The organism is uncultured Thiothrix sp. (assembly GCF_937873765.1).
In the GTDB taxonomy this organism is placed as follows: Bacteria; Pseudomonadota; Gammaproteobacteria; order Thiotrichales; family Thiotrichaceae; genus Thiolinea.
Genome location: NZ_CALMZC010000039.1, coordinates 154,097 through 173,878, shown reverse-complemented (window position 1 = coordinate 173,878; position 19,782 = coordinate 154,097). Strand labels below are relative to the sequence as shown.

The following is a 19,782-nucleotide window of genomic DNA, read 5'->3' as shown; positions in this document are numbered from 1 at the left end:
AATTTATATAAGTTCAGCAACCGAGCACTAGGAGGAGGAGAGGAGGAGAGTGCCCGATCGCTGGCTAAACTTGTAAGCTTAAGCTGATTTAACGTCTTCAGCAGCTTTCTTAGTAGCAGCCACAGTTTTGTCAGCAGCTTCTTTAGTAGCAGCAACCGCTTTGTCAGTTGCATCTTTGCCAGCCGCAATTGCTTTATCAGCAGCTTCTTTACCAGCAGTAGCAGCCTCTTGAGTCAAAGCAGTTGCTTTAGCCATAGCTTTTTCAACGGCTGCAGACGCTTTTTCCATATTTTCAGTCAAGGCTTGCTTGCTTAATTCAGTGGCTTTTTCAGTCGTTTGAGAAGCGTATTTAGCAGCTTCTTCAGCGATAGCGACTAACTCGTCACGAGTAGCAGTTAACAACTCAGCGGCTTCACGAACGTTTGCTAACCATTTTTCGCCACAAGATTTCAATACTTCTTGTTGCAGAGCGAAAACTTCTTTAGGATCTTTTGCTTTTGATAATGCGTCAGCATTTTTTGTGCCCGCTTCGAAGCAACTGCTCAGTAAAGCTGTTTGCTTTGCAGTTAAAGTTTCGAAAGTTTTCATATTCAGTTCACCAACGCGTTTTGCAGAACTCATAGCGTTGTCATTTAATTGTTTGAACAGATCCATCATAGCGTTTTGCATGGTCGTATATCCCTTAGTGTGTCAGTGTAGATAGCTGATTCTATTTTCAGAATCATTTTGCTTTTCAGCATTTGATGCAGTGCACAATAACTAAGTTAGAATGAGCTGTCAATAATTTTTTGTGCATTGCAACAAAAGATTTAAATTTAGGCCTTTACAGCAAGTTTAGTACAAATTTATGACCGTTGAATTTCCATAGTCCCCTCGAAAAAGCTAGTGCATAATCAAGACTCCAACCCGCTAGAAAAGGCTCTACTATGCAGACAAATGCTCCCTATGCCGCTCCCTATGAACTAGCCAATCTCAAAGAATTAGAGGCCCGTGTCCGCCAATTTGGTGAATTACTTGGCGAAATCCTGCGTGAACAAGAGGGTCAAGTTTTATATGAAGCAGTCGAGAAATTACGCCGTGGCTACATTCAGCTACGCCAGAAAGACGACCCAGCACTTCGCGAAGCATTAATGCAATTCATTCTGCAATTAGATGTCAAAGATATTGAGAAAATTATTCGTGCCTTCAATACCTTCTACGTCATTTCCAATATTGTGGAAGAAGATTTCCGTGAGCGTGAACGTCGTCGCAAATTTGCTCATGGCGATGATCCTTTATTATGGAAAGGTTCAGCACGTCGTACCGTTGTAGAACTACGGGACGAAGGCGTAACGGCGGAGCAAATGCAAAGCTTGATGAATCAGTTGCGTTACATTCCCGTCTTCACTGCTCATCCAACCGAAGCCCGACGCCGGACTTTGATGGGTATTCAGCGTCATATTTTCTTAATGATTAATCAGCTAGAGTCTTTAGAAGAAGCGGGCGAGGAGGAAAAAGCCGCACTCCTGCGCCAAATTAAAGGCCAGATTCAGATGCTCTGGCGTACTAATGAAGTCCGTACTCGCAAGCCAACCGTCGAAGATGAAGTGAACTATGGCTTGTATTATTTCCGTGAAAGTTTATTTGATGCGATTCCCCTGCTCTATCGTTTCTTTGAGCGTGCTATGCGCTATGCCTATGGCAATCAACCAGTGATCGTGCCAAGTTTCCTGCGCATAGGTTCGTGGATTGGTGGCGATCGTGATGGCAACCCTTTTGTGACGGCAACAGTGACACGTAATGCCATTCGTTTAGGCATGAGTGAAGCTTTATATGCATACATTGAGCGTGTCGATGTACTGCGTGACTCTCTCTCACACTCTACCGAATTTATTACCCCTTCTGCTGAATTTTCTAGTTATCTCGATAACATTAATGAGCAAATGGGGAATCGTTTACTGACAAAGCGAACTGATCAACTGCTCGAAGAACCCTATCGGCGCTTACTCACGATTATGCGCTATCGTTTAAAAAATACTTTAGAGGTAGTACGTGCCCGTCTTGCGAATCAATCAGCCGTCTTACCTTTAGAGTCCTATCATAACGCCGATGTATTCTTACACGAACTCAAGCTTATTTATGAATCCCTGCGTAGTCATAATGATGGTTTACTCGCTGGGCGTGAGTTACGTGATTTAATTCGTTTAGTTGAAACCTGTGGCTTTGGTCTCTACCAACTGGACATTCGCCAAGAATCGACGATTCATAGCGAAACCGTAGCAGAGATTTTGAATCTCTCAGGTTTATGCGGTAACTATTTGGAATTACCCGAAGCTGAACGTATTGGCCTCCTCGCTGAACTCATTCAGCGCAATCGTCTGCCGATGCCTTATCGGCCTGATCTCACCGCACGCACTGCAGAAGCCTTAGAGGTCTTCGATACCATGACGGAAATGCGGGCAGAAGCAGGCTCAGAAATCTTTGGTACTTATGTCATTTCCATGACGCATCACGCCAGTCATATTATGGAAGTGATGTTATTGGCAAAAATGGCCGGTTTAATCGGCTACACTGCTGAGCGCCAGCTCTTTTGCAATATTCGGGTTTCACCGCTCTTTGAAACCATCGAAGATTTAAAACATATCACGAGCGTTCTCACCAATTTATTCGAGGATCCGACCTATCAAGCTCTCTTGCAAGCCTCAGGGAATTTACAAGAAGTGATGCTAGGCTATTCTGACTCTTGTAAAGATGGAGGCATCTTAGCCTCGAATTGGAACCTGTATAACGCCCAAAAAGAAGTCTTAAGTTTAACTGATAAATATGACATTACCTGCCGCCTATTCCACGGGCGTGGCGGTACCGTAGGGCGTGGAGGTGGTCCTACCCATGAAGCGATTGTGGCTCAGCCACCCAATACCGTACGTGGGCAAATTAAATTTACTGAACAAGGTGAAGTACTTGCCGCTAAATACAGTAATCTAGAAACTGCCGTCTATGAATTAGGTGTGGGTGCAACGGGACTCTTGAAAGCAAGTGCCGGTTTAGTCCTACCACGGACTGCCTATAGTGAATCCTATCATGAGGCGATGCATGAAATTGCTGCCACAGGCGAATATAGTTATCGTGAACTGACTGATCGTACTCCCGGTTTGATGGATTACTTTTATGAAGCCACGCCCGTCCAAGAAATCGGCCAACTCAATTTAGGCTCACGCCCTTCGCATCGCAAACAAACCGTCAGGGATAAATCCTCGATTCGCGCCATTCCTTGGGTATTCGGTTGGGCACAAGCACGGCATACTCTGCCCGGCTGGTATGGGATCGGTACTGCACTTGCAAGTTTCCGTCAAAAATATCCTGATGGATTAGAACGCCTACGCGATATGCATGCTAATTGGCCAGCCTTTAAATCGCTTTTAGGCAATACCCAAATGGGCTTATTTAAAGCAGAAATGGACATTGCGCACGAGTACGCTTCCTTGGTAGAAAATCAGGAGATAGCCAAACAGATCTATGCAACGATTCGTACTGAGTTTGAATTAACGGTGAATGAAATTCTGTTGATTACTCAGCAAGCGCGGCTGATGGATGATACGCCTTTATTGCAGTATTCTGTGTTACGGCGTAATCCTTATCTTGACCCGTTAAATAATATTCAAGTGACGTTACTGCGCCGACATCGCGAGCATTTAACCCAAACTACCGAAGCCTCACCTTGGTTAGAAGCACTATTGCGGACGATTAATGCAATTGCAGCGGGGTTGAGAAATACTGGTTAGTAGGCTTAAAAACACAACCCCTCCGCATTGGAGGGGTTGGAAAAGAATCCTCAGCCCGCTTAATCCTAAGGACTAAAAGAGGAACCACAGCCACAAGTCGTGGTAGCATTAGGATTGCGAATCACAAACTGTGCTCCTTCTAAACCCTCGGTATAGTCGATTTCTGCACCAACCATGTATTGGAAGCTCATCGGGTCAATCAGCAACTTCACGCCTCCATTTTCTACCATGGTATCGCCATCACCTTCTGCTTCATCGAAGGTAAAACCATATTGGAAACCGGAGCAACCACCACCTGTCACAAACACTCGCAGCATTAAGGCTGGGTTGTTTTCTTCATCGATCAACTGTTTTACCTTCGCTGCGGCAGCATTGGTAAAAACCAGCGGAGATGCCATCTCTACGATCATGTAAAAACTCCTGCAAACTATTCTAAATCAAGATAAATCAAGATGAAGACGACGGTAGCACCTGCTGAAAGCAGGGTCAATAAAGCCTCTTTTCTAGCAAGATTAGTTAGCTATTGGTCGATTCTGGTGCTTTAGGAGGAGGTAGTTTACTAGCATCATTGGGTTTTTGCCGCACCAGTTTACCATTCACTTCTGCACCAACCGCCATTTCGAGCAAATTGTAATAAACATCACCACAGATGCGCGCTTTTTCGAATAACTCTACTTTACCATTAGCAAAGACATCACCATCAATCGCACCGTTCAACAGCATACTAGAAACCCGCACTTCACCTTGGATACGACCTTGCTCACTTAAAATTAAAGTGGAGTCATCATTATCCGCAGTCAGATTACCCTTAATCGTGCCTTCAATATTCAGATTACCTGAAAAGGTCAAGTCGCCATCAATGGTAGTACCACGACCAATTAAAGTATCGATCCGCGCACTACGATTACCACCCTTTTCAGCATTATTGGTGTTGGTGGTAGCAGCGGGTGCCACTGCATTATTGGTAGTCGCTGGTGGATTCACCTTCGGATTACTCTTACCAAACATTGACGTTTACTCCTTACTTACTGCAGATTTTTTAGATAAATTAAATGCTTGCCAAGCATAGCTCTTCGTTACTGGGTTCGCACCTGCCTCAGGACGCAAAGTTACCGTGACTTGTTCTGGAACAAACTCGGGCGGCAACTCAATTATCCCCTCGAAGCGCTGATAATACTTCAAAGAAAAGCGATTAACATCTTGATTCTGCCCAGTGGATTTCACCCGCAAGCTATCAAGTGGCAAGTTTACTCTCGTACCGGCCTTTAAACCTTTAATCTCTAGATGGTATTGTCCAGCGACTCCGAACTCACTGCCACGCACATTCGACAGCACTAACTGATACTGATAAAAGCGCTCATGTGGCAGTTTATTGCCTTCGAGATCGACCAAACGTGGCTTTAAACCCAAGTAACGAATAGACAAGCCCGCTTCAATATCTTTTGGGGAAAGAATATCTTCATAGAGCAGCAAGTTGTCTTTAGCATTAGCTAACTCTGTTTCAGCGAGTTCTAGTTTACGCCTTAATTCTGCATTGGCAGTCGCTTGGACTTGTTCAGAACGTATAGCAGACGCTGCTTGGCTTTCGAGCTTAATAATTTGGTGCTGTTGCTCTGCTAATAAGCGCGCTTGCTCGTTCATTTTGCCGCGTAGCGAGAATGCTTGCATACCATTTGTGGAATCAACAGGAGTTAGATACCCACTGACATATAGCCAAGCCATAACTACTAATAACAATAATAATAAGCTCACTAATAGCGGCCAACACACATTGCGTTGGCGCGCGGCCTGTACTTGAACCACACCTCGATGATCGATTCGATACTCAAGACTCATACAGGTTTAGTATAGCTTATCAAGGCAATAAGCCCGGACTCAGTAAACCGGTAGTTTCTGGATAACCAAACATTAAGTTCATATTTTGCACAGCTTGTCCCGCAGCACCCTTCACTAGATTATCTATCACTGAAAGCACCACTAAACGCTTACCATCTTGAGGTTGATGCAAGGCAATCCGGCAAGTATTAGCACCACGTACTGAACGCGTTTCTGGGTGTGATTTAAAAGGCATGACATCGACAAAAGCCTCACCCTTATAGCGCTCTTCGTATAGAGACTGCAGAGAAGTCGCCTCTTGTCCACTAGCAGTCAGATCTGCATAAAGAGTGGCGTGAATTCCGCGAATCATCGGCAGTAAATGTGGTACAAAAGTTAAAGCAACTGGCTCACCCGCAAGCTTAGTTAAGGTTTGCGCAATTTCCGGCTGATGACGATGTCCAGAAACACCATAAGCTTTGAAACTATCCGCTGACTCACACAATAAATGCGCCACGCTGGCCTTGCGTCCTGCACCACTCGCACCCGATTTAGTATCGGCAATAATATCTAGATCGACTAGACCCTGTTCAATTAAAGGGACTAAACCGAGCGTCACTGCAGTCGGATAACACCCCGGATTTGCAATTAAGCGGGCTTTGGCAATCTCTACCCGATTCAGTTCAGGTAAACCGTAGACCGCTTCTTCAACCAGCTCTGGGCAGGCATGTTTCATTTCATACCATTTTTCCCAAATCTCAATGTTCTTGATCCGAAAATCGGCAGCCAGATCAATGACTTTTGTACCGGCTGCTAATAAAGCGGGGGTGCTCTTCATCGCGACACCATTGGGAGTGGCGAAGAACACCAAATCATTGTCCGCTAATTGCTCGACTTCAGGCGCTGTGAAATCCAAGTCCAAAAAACCACGCAGATTGGGGAACATAGCATCGACACGTGTACCTGCGTTTTCACGCGAAGTTACCTGACTGATCCGCACTTGTGGGTGATTGACTAATAAGCGTAATAGCTCGACACCGGTGTAACCGGTAGCCCCAACAACAGCAACCTTTTTCACAGTAGTCCTTTATCTCTATTCATTAGAATCTTTTGTATAATACCCCATCCTTTTTGATTCACAAGTTTTGACTATGAAACTCGATATTAAAGCTTTATTGATTCTGGCGGTGATTGTTGGTGCTGGATTATTCTTTTTATTGATGCCGAGCCAAGGTACACAAGCAGCACCTAATGCAGAAATCACCACGATTGATGGGACTAAAATTGCCACTGAGCAATTGAAAGGCAAACCTTACCTCGCAGTCTTCTGGGCGACTAGCTGTTCGGGCTGTGTGAAAGAAATTCCGCAGTTAGTTGAGCTGCAAAACGAATTTGGCAAAGATGGCTTCAAAGTACTAGCGATTGCAATGGAATACGACGAGTTGCCTTTGATTAAAACCATGCGCGAGCAAAAAAGCATGAACTACGCTATCACTTGGGATCAAGGTGGCGTCTTGGCAAAGGCTTTTGGAGGCGTGCGGGTTACTCCCACCAATTTCTTGGTTTCCGGTGATGGCAAAATCGTGTTGCAGCAATTAGGCGATTTTAAAGTCGATGATATGCGTGAACGCATTAAAACTTTGCTCTAAAACTTAGGATAACTTATGTACGAATGGATTAGAGCCTTCCATATCATCTTTTTGGTGACATGGTTTGCGGGTTTGTTTTACCTGCCACGCTTATATGTGTATCACGCTATGCCAGAAAATAAGTCTAGCTTTGAACTTTTCAAAGTGATGGAACGGCGCTTATTCGGCATTATGACTATCGGTGCAGTACTGACAGCCGTGTTTGGGATTTGGATGATTATCCTTAGTGAAGGCGTGATTTTACAGATGGGCTGGTTTCATGCCAAAGCATTGCTCCTGCTGTTGTTGATCGTTTATCACTATTTCTGCTGGCGTTTAATGCAAACCTTCCGAACTGGAGAGAATCTGCATAGTCACAAATGGTATCGCTATTTCAATGAGATTCCGGGTCTCTTGCTGATTTTGATTGTGATTTTTGCAGTGGTAAAACCGTTTTAATTAAAACTTAAGTTTGGGCTTATTGTTAACTTATTGCAGAGACTTAACCACATGAAACAATTATTAAGTTCGGTGGCACTCACCACTTGTTTGACTGCTTGCGTCAGTATCCCTATGCCAGAAACGCATTCGTCTCCAAGTGATGGTGAGCCACACTATGTGTTTACTGGCACTGTCCAAGCTGCTAACCGGATTGATATCGGTCGAGGAGCAGCCACAGGTAGAATGTTTAATTATCGTCTAAGTGTGGTGGTGCAATCTGTAGCACGGGGTAATGATTACATTGAACCTACCCAAACTATCTCTGTTGAAACTTTACCCGATCAAGTCCTCCCCGGCCAATATCAAACTTGTCAATTTGTGGCTAAAGAACGCCATCCTGCTTATGCCTCGGGTGTACTCTTACTCAATGCACGAATTATGGATTGCCGTTAATTGATTACATCCATGAATCTGCGTTATTTTTTCGAGCTAATTGCTTTAGCATCGCTCTGGGGCGCTTCTTTTTTATTCATGCGCGTTGCAGTCCCAGAGTTTGGCCCGATTTGGTTGATTGCTTGGCGTGTCTTCTTAGCAGGATTATTACTATTACCGGTTTTAATCCATCAAGGCTTACTAGCAGACCTGCACAAACATGCTAAGCCGCTACTAATAGTTGGCCTTTTTAACTCCGCTTTACCTTTTTTAGGTTTCGCTTATGCGACCACTATTTTAACAGGTGGCTTCACCTCAATTTTAAATGCAACCGTGCCCTTATTTGGGGTGTTACTGGTATTAATAGGCTTTAATCAAGAAAAACTATCTCCGGCACAAATCGGCGGTTTTGTATTAGGCTTTACTGGAGTCGGCATTCTCTTAGGTTGGCACACATCCACTCCTAACTCCTATTTTTGGTTAGCCGTATTAGCTAGTTTAACCGCCGCTCTACTCTATGCAATCTCAGCTACTTATATTAAACGTAGATTAGTGGGTGTTTCCTCCGTGGTCATTGCTGTCGGTAGTCAATTAGCCGCGACTTTAGTGTTTATTCCCTTATTACCCTTTAGCATGCCAGCCGCCTTGCCCTCTTTAAAAGCAATGTTAGCTCTAGTCGCTTTAGCCGTTTTCTCCACAGCTTTAGCGTATTTAATGTATTTTCGCTTGATTCGGATGGTGGGCGCAGCGCGTGCGGTGACAGTCACTTACATGATTCCCCTATTTGCGATGATTTGGGGAACCTTAGTTTTACATGAGCCGATTACTTGGGACATGATGGTGGGTTGTGCGGTGATTTTAACGGGTACAGCCTTAGCGAATGGTGTGTTTACTAAGTGGACAAAAAACTTAGCACTCCTAATAGAGAGATGATCAGAGACTAAGTAGTGAGTAGCCTTGATATTTAATCAAGCCTCCCCATTTGTCTCCATTTTTATGACGCTGAGTAATTACAATACCTTTTTTTCTTAAAAATTAATTACATTGTATCTATATATAAATAAGCAATTAAAGGACTAGTCATTATGAATTTAAATGCTAAGGACAAAAACCCCATTACCTCATTGAATTCAAATAAAGATATCAGCAATAATAATCACAAACCTATATTTTTAGCTATTACAGGGAATTTCACATTTCAGGGCGAAGATAGAACCAGTTTCGTGAGTCCTAATGGTAGCCCAACAGAGAAAATATTCTTAGCAGTTGACGCTATAGCCAAATCAATTGATCAAAAAATAGACTCTCAATTTATTGCCCCAGGGACTACCTGCGAAACCTCTGTTAAAACTGCATCAGATTTCATCAACAAAAATTACCAAAAGGATGATTCTATTATTGTCTACGGATACAGTAATGGGGGGAGATGTGCAATGGATTTAGTCACAGAACTACAAAAGCAAAAAAAGCCCGTCGACTTATTAATCACTGTTGATGCAACAGACGCAAAGAGTAAGTTTTTTGGAAATCATAATACAACAGTAGACTCTACTACACCCGCTAATGTAAAACTACATCAGAATTTCTATCAAAATGATGAATGTGGTATTCGTAAATGCCCTAGCGGGGCAACCATGCAGGCTGAGTCACCCTTAACCACAACTGTAATTAACCATAAAACACAACTGGATAGTTTAACTAACGAAGAATACAAGACTCATCTCCACCGTCATATGGAAACTATTAATAAAGATGAAATTTTAAAAACTATCTCTTCTACCTTACAGACTACTAAAAAGAATGAATAACACCTTCCTGCTCTGGGGTGCTAGAGTCATTTATTTGCTAGCGGCTCTAACGCTTTTATTTTTTATTAATACCTCCCCTTATCTTGATAATGAGCTTTATTTGCTAGGCGGCTCTTGTTTTGAATCTGCCCTGGCTGTAGAGGGACAATTTGAATTAACGCTGCGCTTACTATTAGTAATCACGAGTCTTTTGATCATAGGAGTTAGCATCCTACTTTTCCGAGTCAGGTCATGGCTATATTTAGCCATTGGTTTTGCAATAACCTGTGCTTTTGTTGGCATTAACCAAACTTGGACACAGAAGCATTTATTTCAAGGCTATACGTGGTCAAGAATGACGGATTATTATGATGCCGCCATGCGTAAATGTTATATATTTGATGGCCCACAGTACGGAGTTTTATTAGCAATTTGTTTAGTTTGCTTGTGGGGATTGCTGATCCTATGGCGAGAAAAGCATATTTGAGCTTTAAACAAATGCTTTTTAGTAGAACTTTCTTATCGTTCAAATGAGAACACCGCTGTTTGGCGGTGTTCTCTAAACCAACTCATCAAGCTTACTTACCGACCTACTGTTTCATCAAACACCAGTAAGCCTTCTTTTTCATCCACTTTAATCGTCTCACCCGGCAAGAATTTACCTGCCAAAATTTCCTGAGCCAATGGATTTTCTACTTGGCTTTGAATTGCACGTTTCAAGGGACGCGCCCCATAGACAGGGTCAAAGCCTGCATCCGCAATATGATCCAGCGCCGCATCAGTGAATTCGATATTCAATTCGCGCACTGCTAAACGCTTACGCAAGCTATTTAATTGAATATTCGCGATCTGACGAATTTCAGCCTTATCTAAGGGATGAAAGACCACCACTTCGTCAATCCGATTGATGAACTCAGGACGAAAATGTGTCCCCACCACCTCCATCACCGCAGCTTTCATCTTGTCGTAGTTTTCTTCACCGGTCATATCTTGGATCAGATGCGAGCCTAGGTTCGAGGTCATCACGATCACCGTATTCCGGAAATCAACCGTGCGCCCTTGCCCATCGGTTAAACGGCCATCATCCAGCACTTGCAACAAAACATTGAACACATCTGGATGCGCTTTTTCAACCTCATCTAACAGAATCACCGAATAAGGACGCCGCCGCACGGCTTCGGTCAAATAGCCACCTTCTTCATAGCCAACATAGCCCGGAGGTGCACCAATCAGCCGCGCCACAGAGTGTTTTTCCATGAACTCAGACATATCAATCCGCACCATGGAATCATCGCTATCGAATAAGAAAGTCGCTAACGCCTTGGTTAACTCCGTCTTACCCACACCCGTTGGACCGAGGAAGAGGAAAGAACCACTGGGACGCTTCGGATCAGACAAACCCGCCCGTGCGCGCCGAATCGCATTGGAAACTGCCACCATCGCCTCTTCCTGACCAATTACACGTTTTCGTAATTCATCTTCCATGCGCAGCAATTTATCGCGCTCAGACTCCATCATTTTGCTGACGGGAATAGCTGTCCAACGTGCGACAATTTCTGCGATTTCGTCTTCCGTGACACGATTTTTGACGAGCTTCGGCTGATTTTGACTAGCGGAAGCCTCAGTTGCATCCGCTTGCTTTAATTGCGCCTCCAACTCAGGAATCCGCCCATATTGTAATTCTGCCATGCGCTGCAAATTCCCTGCCCGCTTCGCCGTTTCAAACTCAATCCGCGCTTGATCTAACTCTTCCTTGATATGCGTCGTGCCCTGCATCGCTGCCTTTTCAGCCTTCCAAACTTCATCTAGGTCAGACGATTCTTTTTCTAAGCGAGTAATTTCTTCCTGCAAATTATTCAGGCGCTTAATCGAGGCTTCGTCTTTCTCTTTTTTCAGCGCTTCCCGTTCAATTTTCAATTGAATTAAACGCCGATCCAGCATATCCAACGCTTCCGGCTTGGAATCAATTTCAATCCGAATCCGAGAGGCCGCCTCATCAATCAAGTCAATCGCCTTATCGGGCAAATTACGGTCGGTGATATAGCGATGCGACAAGGTAGCGGCTGCCACTAAAGCGGGGTCGGTAATTTCTACCCCATGATGCACTTCATACTTTTCTTGAAGACCGCGCAAAATCGCAATGGTGTCTTCCACGCTTGGCTCATCGACCATCACTTTCTGGAAACGCCGCTCTAAAGCCGCATCCTTTTCAATGTATTGGCGATACTCGTCTAAAGTGGTCGCACCCACACAATGCAATTCACCGCGAGCTAAGGCTGGTTTGAGCATATTGCCCGCATCCATTGCGCCATCGGCTTTACCTGCACCGACTAAGGTATGAATCTCGTCAATGAATAGAATGGTATTGCCATCGGTTTTGGCAATATCATTCAGCACTGCTTTCAAGCGCTCTTCAAAATCCCCACGGAATTTCGCACCGGCTAATAAAGCGCCCAAATCTAAAGATAATAAACGCTTACCTTTAATACCTTCCGGCACTTCGCCATTCACAATCCGCTGCGCTAAACCTTCGACTAAGGCCGTTTTCCCTACCCCCGGCTCACCAATCACCACCGGATTATTCTTGGTGCGGCGTTGCAGAATTTGAATCATGCGGCGAATTTCTTCATCACGCCCAATAATAGGGTCAATCTTACCTTGCTCGGCACGCTCGGTAATATCAATGGTGTATTTCTGCAAGGCTTGGCGTTGATCTTCGGCATTCGGATCATTCACCGTTTGTCCGCCCCGCATGGTTTCAATCGCTTTCTCGAGCGCACCTTTAGTGGCGCCCGTTTCGCGCAATAAATTCCCAAGCGTCCCTTTATCCTCCAAAGCGGCTAACACGAAAACTTCAGAAGTAATGTATTGATCTTTACGTTGCTGTGCGATTTTGTCAGTGACATTGAGCAAACGCGCCAAATCATTCGATACCGATACCGAACCTGCATCACCGCCACTCACTGTGGGCAAACGCTCAATTTCTTGACCTAATTTAGAACGTAACTGATTGACGTTTACATCGGCTTTAGTCAATAGGCCACGTACTGAACCTCCATCTTGATCCAGTAAAGCGGTCATTAAATGAATCGGTTCAATAAATTGCTGATCCCGCCCTAAAGCAAGCGACTGCGCATCTTGTAGAGCGAGTTGGAATTTGCTGGTCAGTTTATCCATTCTCATGTGGATTATTCCTCATAAAACTTTTTTAAAAGCTACTACTTTAACTACCTATGCATATAGGGGACAGAATCAGCAAATTCAAGGTGAGCGCTAACGAATTCCCTTATCGACGGTCGCTGTATTTGCATTAATCTATGGCATAATCCTCTCTAAGCTGATCGAGCCAAAACAGGAACTTGAGTGAAACCAGCATTGCCCCCACTGTCCAAACAAAGCGGTGTCTTTAAACTTTGGCATGTCCTCCTCATTGTGTTGGTGGTGGTCGGGTTTGCATTATTTATCAATGCAAAAGGCATGAGCTTTTTCACCTACACACTTCCTAATAGTTTTAATTTTAATAAAGGCCAAGACTACAGCCACTATCAACCGGACTACACAGAACCTGTAGCGTCCAATGTGAGCTATTACCGTGAACCCGAAGATACTGATGCCGATATCTGGGTGATTGAACCGAATTCACCTCAACAGCAACAACGACAAACGACTCAAGCGCCCGTTTTAGAAGAATACAACGATAATTTGTATAGCGATAATTCCGGTGTTCCTAAGCCGAGTTATACTTATGACCAGCAATACCCACCGCGTTTAAGCCGTGGCTATTACACGGTACAAGTTTTCACCGGCTACAACTCTAAGCATGCTTATGATTTACGCGCCGCTTTAAAAAAAGATGGCTATACGCTTGCCCATATTCGTGAATTGCGTACCCGCAAAGGGGTATTATTTAAGGTGCGAGTCGGACGTTATAAAGAGCGCTACACCGCTTTTGCAGTACGTGATCAATTACGCCGCCGTTATCCTCAGACTCTAGCCAAAAGCTTTGTGATGCTGGTTGAGACTGAATACCACTAATCCCTAGCAAACAGTTCATATTGAGCATTGTCTAAACCTTGATCAGCACAGAAAATTGAGCCACTGCGCATTACATTCGACACACGCATTTTACCCGCCGCATCAATCACCACGCCTTCGATTTCAGTCCCACAACGCTTGCCAACAGCAGTTTCTTGACTAGGTGTCCCTACGACAGCTAACACTCGGTTTGTTTTATCGCGCTGATAGACTTGCACGCTATCCGTTCCAGGAGATTTGATGAAATAACACGGAGCTTTAGACTTTAACCAAATCGGCTCAACTTTAAGTTTGGGGTGCTTAGCTTGGAGCTGACAACGTCCGGTATTAAACCATATAGACAAAACCTGCCCGGCAATATTCACTTGGTCAGTAATATAGATAGGCGATAGACGCTCGGGAATTTTTAAATCTTGCGTCATCTGAGTCGATTTAACCTGCTCCTCTTGGCAAGCGACTAATAGCAAAGCAATCCCTAAGCAGATTAACAGTATTAAGGAATACAGTGGCCTTGCCATCATTCAGTTACTCTCCTAAACCGGAGTAAGTGTTTAAATCTGAGCAGTTCATCACCGGTTATGAGCTATTCTCAAATGCCTACTCACTTCAATAATAGTGGATGCTGATGATCTGTGCTGAGCTTATGAAAAAAATCAATGTCGGCTTTGCAACAACAGACCGAACAAACTAATTGCGTCTTGATGAATTGTTAAAGTAATCCAATCTATTCAGGTACGCATCAGGCAAGAATGGGCAATATACCTCTAGTTTGCTCTTTTCACATGCTACTGTTGAATCAATAACAAAAACTGGCTAGGCAATAATAATGAATCAGAACCTTGCTGTGCGTATTCCTTTTTGGGCACGTTTTTTAGTTTTAGCTCCACTGCTGCTCACTTTTCTTCTTATCCTAGGGTTCAGCCCCCGATCCTATGCGGCAGGTAATACCGCAGCTCCGGTTGTCAACACGACTATTTCGGTGGCTAAAACTGGCTCAGAACCCTTTGATAGCACGACTTGGGACGGTAATCTAGCCACTGCGGGTATGGATGCGAGCGAAGATAATAAAGTCACGCGTTTACAAGACTCGATCACTTATCTGGTGGAGGTCTCAGTCAATGACAATGACGTGCAGAGCCTGACTAGCACCGTACAGTTGGATAAACGCCAAGCTTGGATTGAGATTCCCACAGGCTGTAAAACTGATCCGCAAGAAGTGAATCCAGTCTCGAGTATTTCTACAGATAAACGGACACTATTTTGTAATCTTGGCCCTGCTGTAGAAGGGACGACCCGTGCTTTTTATCCAGTGGCGCGAGCCATTGCAGCCTCGTATGATGGCAGCGAGATTACTCTGAATGATCAGCATGTGAATGCAACGGTTTCATCTCAAGCTCAAGGCTCGAATGTTGCGACGGCTGGCCCTACAGATGTCACCGTTACCGCTAACTTCCGGGTTGACACTACTAAAGAATTACAAGTCACTGCACTTGATCCGGCAACCGGTAAGCCGCTGTATATTGCACCCGCACATAAAGGGGCGGACGGCACTACCAATGGTTCAGTCGTCGAGTATGTCATTAAAGTTAAATACCAAAAAGGCTCGATGCTAGCCGATGCACCGAATGAAGCCGGCGGTGATTTTGAGCAGGATTATTTGCTACTCGATCATTATACCGATGACAATAATAATAATAATACTAAAGCAGTGACTTCTAGCTCAGGTGTACCCATTAACGTGTCCACCAATGCAGTCCTCTATACTTGGGACTCGAAAAAACCAGCTTGTGAATTAGTCGGCAATCATGGCCCTAATGCTAGTGTGACTTGTACACAGGTGAATCATATTCTTGATCAATTAGGGCCAACGCTCACACCGGATGGGGTGAATGATCCGAATATTGCCATTGATCTGAAAAATATCGATGTGCGTGACCCCGATAATGATTCTAATTTAATCGAATTACGCCTTAATGTTTGGTATAGCGAACCGGCTGATATTGCGACTCATCAAGGCTGCCCCCCCTATCCTTGTACCGTACAAACAATTAACTCGGTAGGCGTTTACGACTCCACCTCTGGAACACCTAAAGTTATTGGTTTCAATCCTGTATCAACAGAAGATGTCTCTAATAATAATTTACTTAATTACAATGGCGTTGGTGAGCCTTTCCCAGATTATGTAACTTATCCACTCATTTATAGTGGCCCAGGTAGCTGGACTGCAGCTAAAGGTTTTGACGGCCCTTGGCCTCCCAGCAAAACCGGAGCGAAGAAATATGCACTGGGAGCCACGATTCCGATACTGCTAAATATTTGGGATTACCGCTTTATTAATGGCGCTAGGTCACAATTATGCGAAAAACTCGATACCGACCAATTTGAATACGTTGGCCTAGCTGAACCCAATCGTACAGATTTAGGTTACGGTTGGAATCATACCGAATACAACCCTAACATTGTGAGTTGGGGGCCAACAGTCAATACTTATAGTGCAGATAAACTAGGTTTAATAACCTACTTATATTCAGATGATCCGCACTCCGGCTTGCTCGCACAGCGTGATGAAACTTGTGAGGATGATGTGAATGGGGATGGCAAGTTCGTCTTAGATGGTGTCAATCAGACGAGTCAATTAGCAGATGCTCCCAATGATTGGGTCACTGATCCGGCCTTAATAGGGGGAACAGCCAAGGTTAGTAAATTACGTATGCAAACTGTTCTGAATAAGAGCTTTTTGCTGAGCCTTGACCCTACCACTACCCGCATGGCCTTTATTACCAATCATTTATTAAAGATTAAGCCCTCTGCAACAGGCTATACTAACTCAACCACAGGAGTTACTTATTTACCCAATTATATGGCTATTCGCAATGATGGCTCTACAGGTACTTGGGGTGCTTGGAAGGATATGAGTGGTATTTCGATTGATCCTGATAATGCAGGCTTCTCTTATGCTGGCTACGATGCAGATCGGGTTGTAATTGTCCCCTCTTCCATTGCCTTGGAAAAATACACTGAGCCACGCGGTCTCAAAGTCGTAAGGGGGGGTGACCGGGTACAGTTCATTCTAAAGCCTCAAGTCTTCGGCAGTTGGAACCCGAGTATCACCACGGCAACTTTAACGGATAGCCTACCTGTCGGTACTGATTACGTACTTGGCTCTGAACGATTCTCCGTGGATGGAGGTACAACTTGGTTAAATCGTGCCGACTATTTAGCCTCTACTCCTAGCGTCAGTTTAAGTTCAGCAGAAAATACCGCCCTGCGCTCATTAAAATGGGATTTTGCGGATGTGAATACGGGTGACCAACTCCCCATGATCCGCTATAGCGTAGACGTAGATCCAAAACTAACCACTGGTACTTTTATCAATAATGCCACACTCACTTCAGACATTGGTGTTGATGGCAGTGATGCTGATACAGCTAGTGATCCTGTTAAGGTAAAATATCAACTGAATATCTTGGCTAACTTTGGCTTAGATGTCTTCAAAGACGTTGATTATCCAATCCATGGGCGGAATGAACCATTCGAGTTTGAGTTGGTATATACCAACTTAGGTGGAGAAGATTATAGTAGCGGCGATTTCATTGATATTTTGCCTTATAACAATGATGGTAGTGGGCAAAACTCCAGTGGTCTAGCGAGCACCCGCCACCCAAGCAGCAAATTCAACGGTATTTATGCGGTAAGCAAAGTCACGGCTAGCCATAGCGAAGTGTTCTATGCAACTAATGCTGCGTCTAACAGCATACAACAAGATCCTTGCCATGAGAGCAATCAACCCTCAGGCAAAATTCCCGCAGCAGGTGACTTGTGTTATCTGATGTATGTGAACAATGGTAATAAATATGCTGGTGGTAATGTTTCTGGGACAGGCGCTACTCCATGGACTGCTTGCACCAGCCTTGCTCCACTGAGCTGTGGTGCTTTAACCCCTGAATCGATTACTGGTCTGCGCTTCACTACACCCGCTTTAACAGGAGCTGCTGGCGGCAAATCAGTGTTAGTACAATTAAGCCCAACAGGCAATATCGGTGGTACGCCTGACCTTGATGCTAATGGCAAAGTGACTGCAGCTTCAACGGGTGATATCTACACCAATAACTTTGGTGGGCGGGTTCCTGAACTGTCGTTACAAGTCATCGCCAATGATGTGAGCGTGACGATTGTGCCAAATGCTATCGGTAATTTTGTTTGGTTAGATACCAACGGTGATGGTCTGCAAGATCCTAATGAAACTGGAATTCCGGGAGTACAAGTTAAACTTCAATGTGGCACTAAGTCAGTTACCACGACTACCTTAGCTGATAATGCCTCTACACCAGAAAATGAAGCCGGCTTATATCAATTCAGTAATTTGGCCGGCGGCAATGCAGCCAACGTTCTACTATCAGGTGCGAGTTGTACACTGAGCATTGATCCTAATGAAGCCAATTTAGTGAATTATCCACTCACTAGCACAAATGCAGAGGGGGACTCTAGCAATGATCGTGTCACAGATCTCAAAGACAATGATGCCAGCTTTAATAGCGGACTTGCTAGCATTGATTTTACCGCAGATAGCACTGGTAAGGACAACCAAGGCTTTGATTTTGGCTTTAAACCCAATTTTAGCCTCGGCAACTATGTCTGGTATGACCAAGATATGGATGGAATCCAAGATGCAAATGAAGCGGGGATTGATCAAATCTCAGTAGCACTCTATGACAACGCCACTTGTACCGGCTCTGAAATCGCTAACACCATGACGACTAAAACGGGTTGGTATGAGTTTAATAACCTAGTCAATACTAGTTACTGCTTAAAATTCACCGCTCCCAATAACTGGGTTTTAAGCCCTGCAGATACCACTGGTGATTTATTAGACTCAGATGCAGTAGTCACTGGAATTGCGAATCAGTTTGTCATTAAAGATATTAATCTGACTGCTACCGACTATAGTTACGATGTGGGTTTATTCCATGCGCAATGTACCGCACCGTTAGTTCCTATGGGCAGCCAAGCGATCATGCCTGCGTATGGTACTAGCCCTTGGCATCATCCTAATGCTTACAATGTGGAAGTTGGTGATCTTAATCTGATTGGCTTCTGCCTAGAGAAGCAAGACGCTGATCCAATCGTGGATGATCGGTTCAAAGTCAATGCTTCAGACCGTCAAAGCTTGAGTGCTACGCGAATTGATCATTTAAGACGCTTGTTCAGCGCTTTAGGTGATCTTGAAGTCTTAGCCAGTGTCAAAACCGAGTTTGGTACTGCCACGCAAAGCCTCGATACCCTCTTACAAAATCTAGTCTGGTATTACACCAACTGGAATGAAGACTATAGCAAAGTTGAAACAGCTATTGATGACACTGCTTGGACAGCCAGCCAGAAAATCGCCATGAAAGCCTTAGGTCAGTTAATTTTAGACAGAACTCAAGGTGCAAATGGTCAAACTCAATATAGCATCACTGAAGTTTATTGGTTACATAATCAAACCGATACGAGCCGCCAAGACTTAATCGTTCCAACGAATTATGTCTTTCCTGATGAACAATGTACTCTGCCTAAATTAGTTGATGTACAGCTCACGAAAATCTTAAGCGCGAGCACGGCTAAGCGTGGCGATACTTTGACCTATGAGTTAACCGCGACGAATCAAGGCCCAAGTACAGCGACTCAGATAAAAATTACTGACCAATTACCTAGCGGTGTGAGTTTAAAGACAGGTGTTGCTCCACTGGCACAGCAAGGAAGTTATGATCCAGTGACTGGAATTTGGGATTTAGGTAATTTAAGCACCGGCCAGACTGTAAACTTAGTCATTACCGTGACGGTGGATTAATAGTTAGGATTATTAAGCTAACTATAATGAAGATAAAGGCTCAAAGCCTTTAT

Annotated in this window: 16 protein-coding genes; 9 read left to right on the top strand and 7 right to left on the bottom strand. The window is 44.3% G+C overall.

The annotated features are described in order from the left end of the window. Positions 1–78: 78 nt before the first annotated feature. On the bottom strand, positions 79–669 hold the full coding sequence (phaP, locus tag Q0307_RS11940; RefSeq protein WP_298660872.1) for a TIGR01841 family phasin: 591 nt from the start codon (positions 667–669) through the stop codon (positions 79–81). 257 nt (positions 670–926) lie between these two features. Between phaP and ppc the strand changes: the two genes are divergently transcribed. After that, positions 927–3,761: a phosphoenolpyruvate carboxylase gene (gene ppc, locus Q0307_RS11935; protein WP_298660870.1), complete on the top strand. Its 2,835-nt coding sequence runs from the start codon at positions 927–929 to the stop codon at positions 3,759–3,761. Between the two features lie 65 nt (positions 3,762–3,826). Here ppc and erpA read toward each other — a convergent pair whose 3' ends face one another. From erpA to argC, 4 genes are all read right to left on the bottom strand, one after another. Continuing rightward, positions 3,827–4,171, bottom strand: coding sequence for an iron-sulfur cluster insertion protein ErpA (gene erpA / locus Q0307_RS11930; protein WP_298660868.1), 345 nt, complete (start codon positions 4,169–4,171; stop codon positions 3,827–3,829). Positions 4,172–4,277: 106 nt separating this feature from the next. Then, the gene (locus Q0307_RS11925) at positions 4,278–4,769 is read right to left on the bottom strand and encodes a polymer-forming cytoskeletal protein (protein WP_298660866.1); all 492 of its coding nucleotides are present in this window, start codon (positions 4,767–4,769) and stop codon (positions 4,278–4,280) included. A 6-nt stretch (positions 4,770–4,775) separates the two neighbouring features. Next, complete coding sequence (locus Q0307_RS11920; RefSeq protein ID WP_298660864.1) at positions 4,776–5,597, bottom strand: DUF6776 family protein; 822 nt, start codon at positions 5,595–5,597, stop codon at positions 4,776–4,778. Positions 5,598–5,616: 19 nt separating this feature from the next. Then, a complete protein-coding gene (gene argC / locus Q0307_RS11915) occupies positions 5,617–6,654 on the bottom strand; it encodes an N-acetyl-gamma-glutamyl-phosphate reductase (protein ID WP_298660862.1) in 1,038 nt (345 codons plus the stop codon). A 73-nt stretch (positions 6,655–6,727) separates the two neighbouring features. Between argC and Q0307_RS11910 the strand changes: the two genes are divergently transcribed. The 6 genes from Q0307_RS11910 (at position 6,728) to Q0307_RS11885 (ending at position 10,351) form a co-directional block, all read left to right on the top strand. Then, the gene (locus Q0307_RS11910) at positions 6,728–7,225 is read left to right on the top strand and encodes a TlpA disulfide reductase family protein (RefSeq protein WP_298660860.1); all 498 of its coding nucleotides are present in this window, start codon (positions 6,728–6,730) and stop codon (positions 7,223–7,225) included. Positions 7,226–7,240: 15 nt separating this feature from the next. Further along, entirely contained in the window at positions 7,241–7,663 is a 423-nt protein-coding gene (hemJ, locus tag Q0307_RS11905) for a protoporphyrinogen oxidase HemJ (protein WP_298660858.1), read from the top strand. 51 nt (positions 7,664–7,714) lie between these two features. Continuing rightward, complete coding sequence (locus Q0307_RS11900) at positions 7,715–8,098, top strand: hypothetical protein (protein WP_298660855.1); 384 nt, start codon at positions 7,715–7,717, stop codon at positions 8,096–8,098. Between the two features lie 12 nt (positions 8,099–8,110). Beyond that, positions 8,111–9,010 (top strand): DMT family transporter, encoded by a 900-nt coding sequence (locus tag Q0307_RS11895; RefSeq protein ID WP_298660852.1) that lies wholly within the window; start codon positions 8,111–8,113, stop codon positions 9,008–9,010. Positions 9,011–9,162: 152 nt separating this feature from the next. Next, the gene (locus Q0307_RS11890; RefSeq protein ID WP_298660851.1) at positions 9,163–9,885 is read left to right on the top strand and encodes a hypothetical protein; all 723 of its coding nucleotides are present in this window, start codon (positions 9,163–9,165) and stop codon (positions 9,883–9,885) included. Then, a complete protein-coding gene (locus Q0307_RS11885; protein WP_298660849.1) occupies positions 9,878–10,351 on the top strand; it encodes a hypothetical protein in 474 nt (157 codons plus the stop codon). Before Q0307_RS11890 ends, Q0307_RS11885 begins: the two co-directional genes overlap by 8 nt. Before the next feature lie 95 nt (positions 10,352–10,446). Here the strand turns inward: Q0307_RS11885 and clpB are convergent, their stop codons facing one another. Then, positions 10,447–13,047, bottom strand: a complete 2,601-nt coding sequence (clpB, locus tag Q0307_RS11880) for an ATP-dependent chaperone ClpB (protein ID WP_298660847.1) — start codon at positions 13,045–13,047, stop codon at positions 10,447–10,449. Between the two features lie 180 nt (positions 13,048–13,227). Between clpB and Q0307_RS11875 the strand changes: the two genes are divergently transcribed. After that, a complete protein-coding gene (locus Q0307_RS11875; protein WP_298660845.1) occupies positions 13,228–13,899 on the top strand; it encodes an SPOR domain-containing protein in 672 nt (223 codons plus the stop codon). Here the strand turns inward: Q0307_RS11875 and Q0307_RS11870 are convergent. Continuing rightward, positions 13,896–14,420, bottom strand: a complete 525-nt coding sequence (locus tag Q0307_RS11870; RefSeq protein ID WP_298660843.1) for a hypothetical protein — start codon at positions 14,418–14,420, stop codon at positions 13,896–13,898. The two genes, Q0307_RS11875 and Q0307_RS11870, sit on opposite strands and share 4 nt — an antisense overlap. 305 nt (positions 14,421–14,725) lie before the next feature. Between Q0307_RS11870 and Q0307_RS11865 the strand changes: the two genes are divergently transcribed. Continuing rightward, a complete protein-coding gene (locus Q0307_RS11865; protein WP_298660841.1) occupies positions 14,726–19,729 on the top strand; it encodes an SdrD B-like domain-containing protein in 5,004 nt (1,667 codons plus the stop codon). Positions 19,730–19,782: the final 53 nt, after the last annotated feature.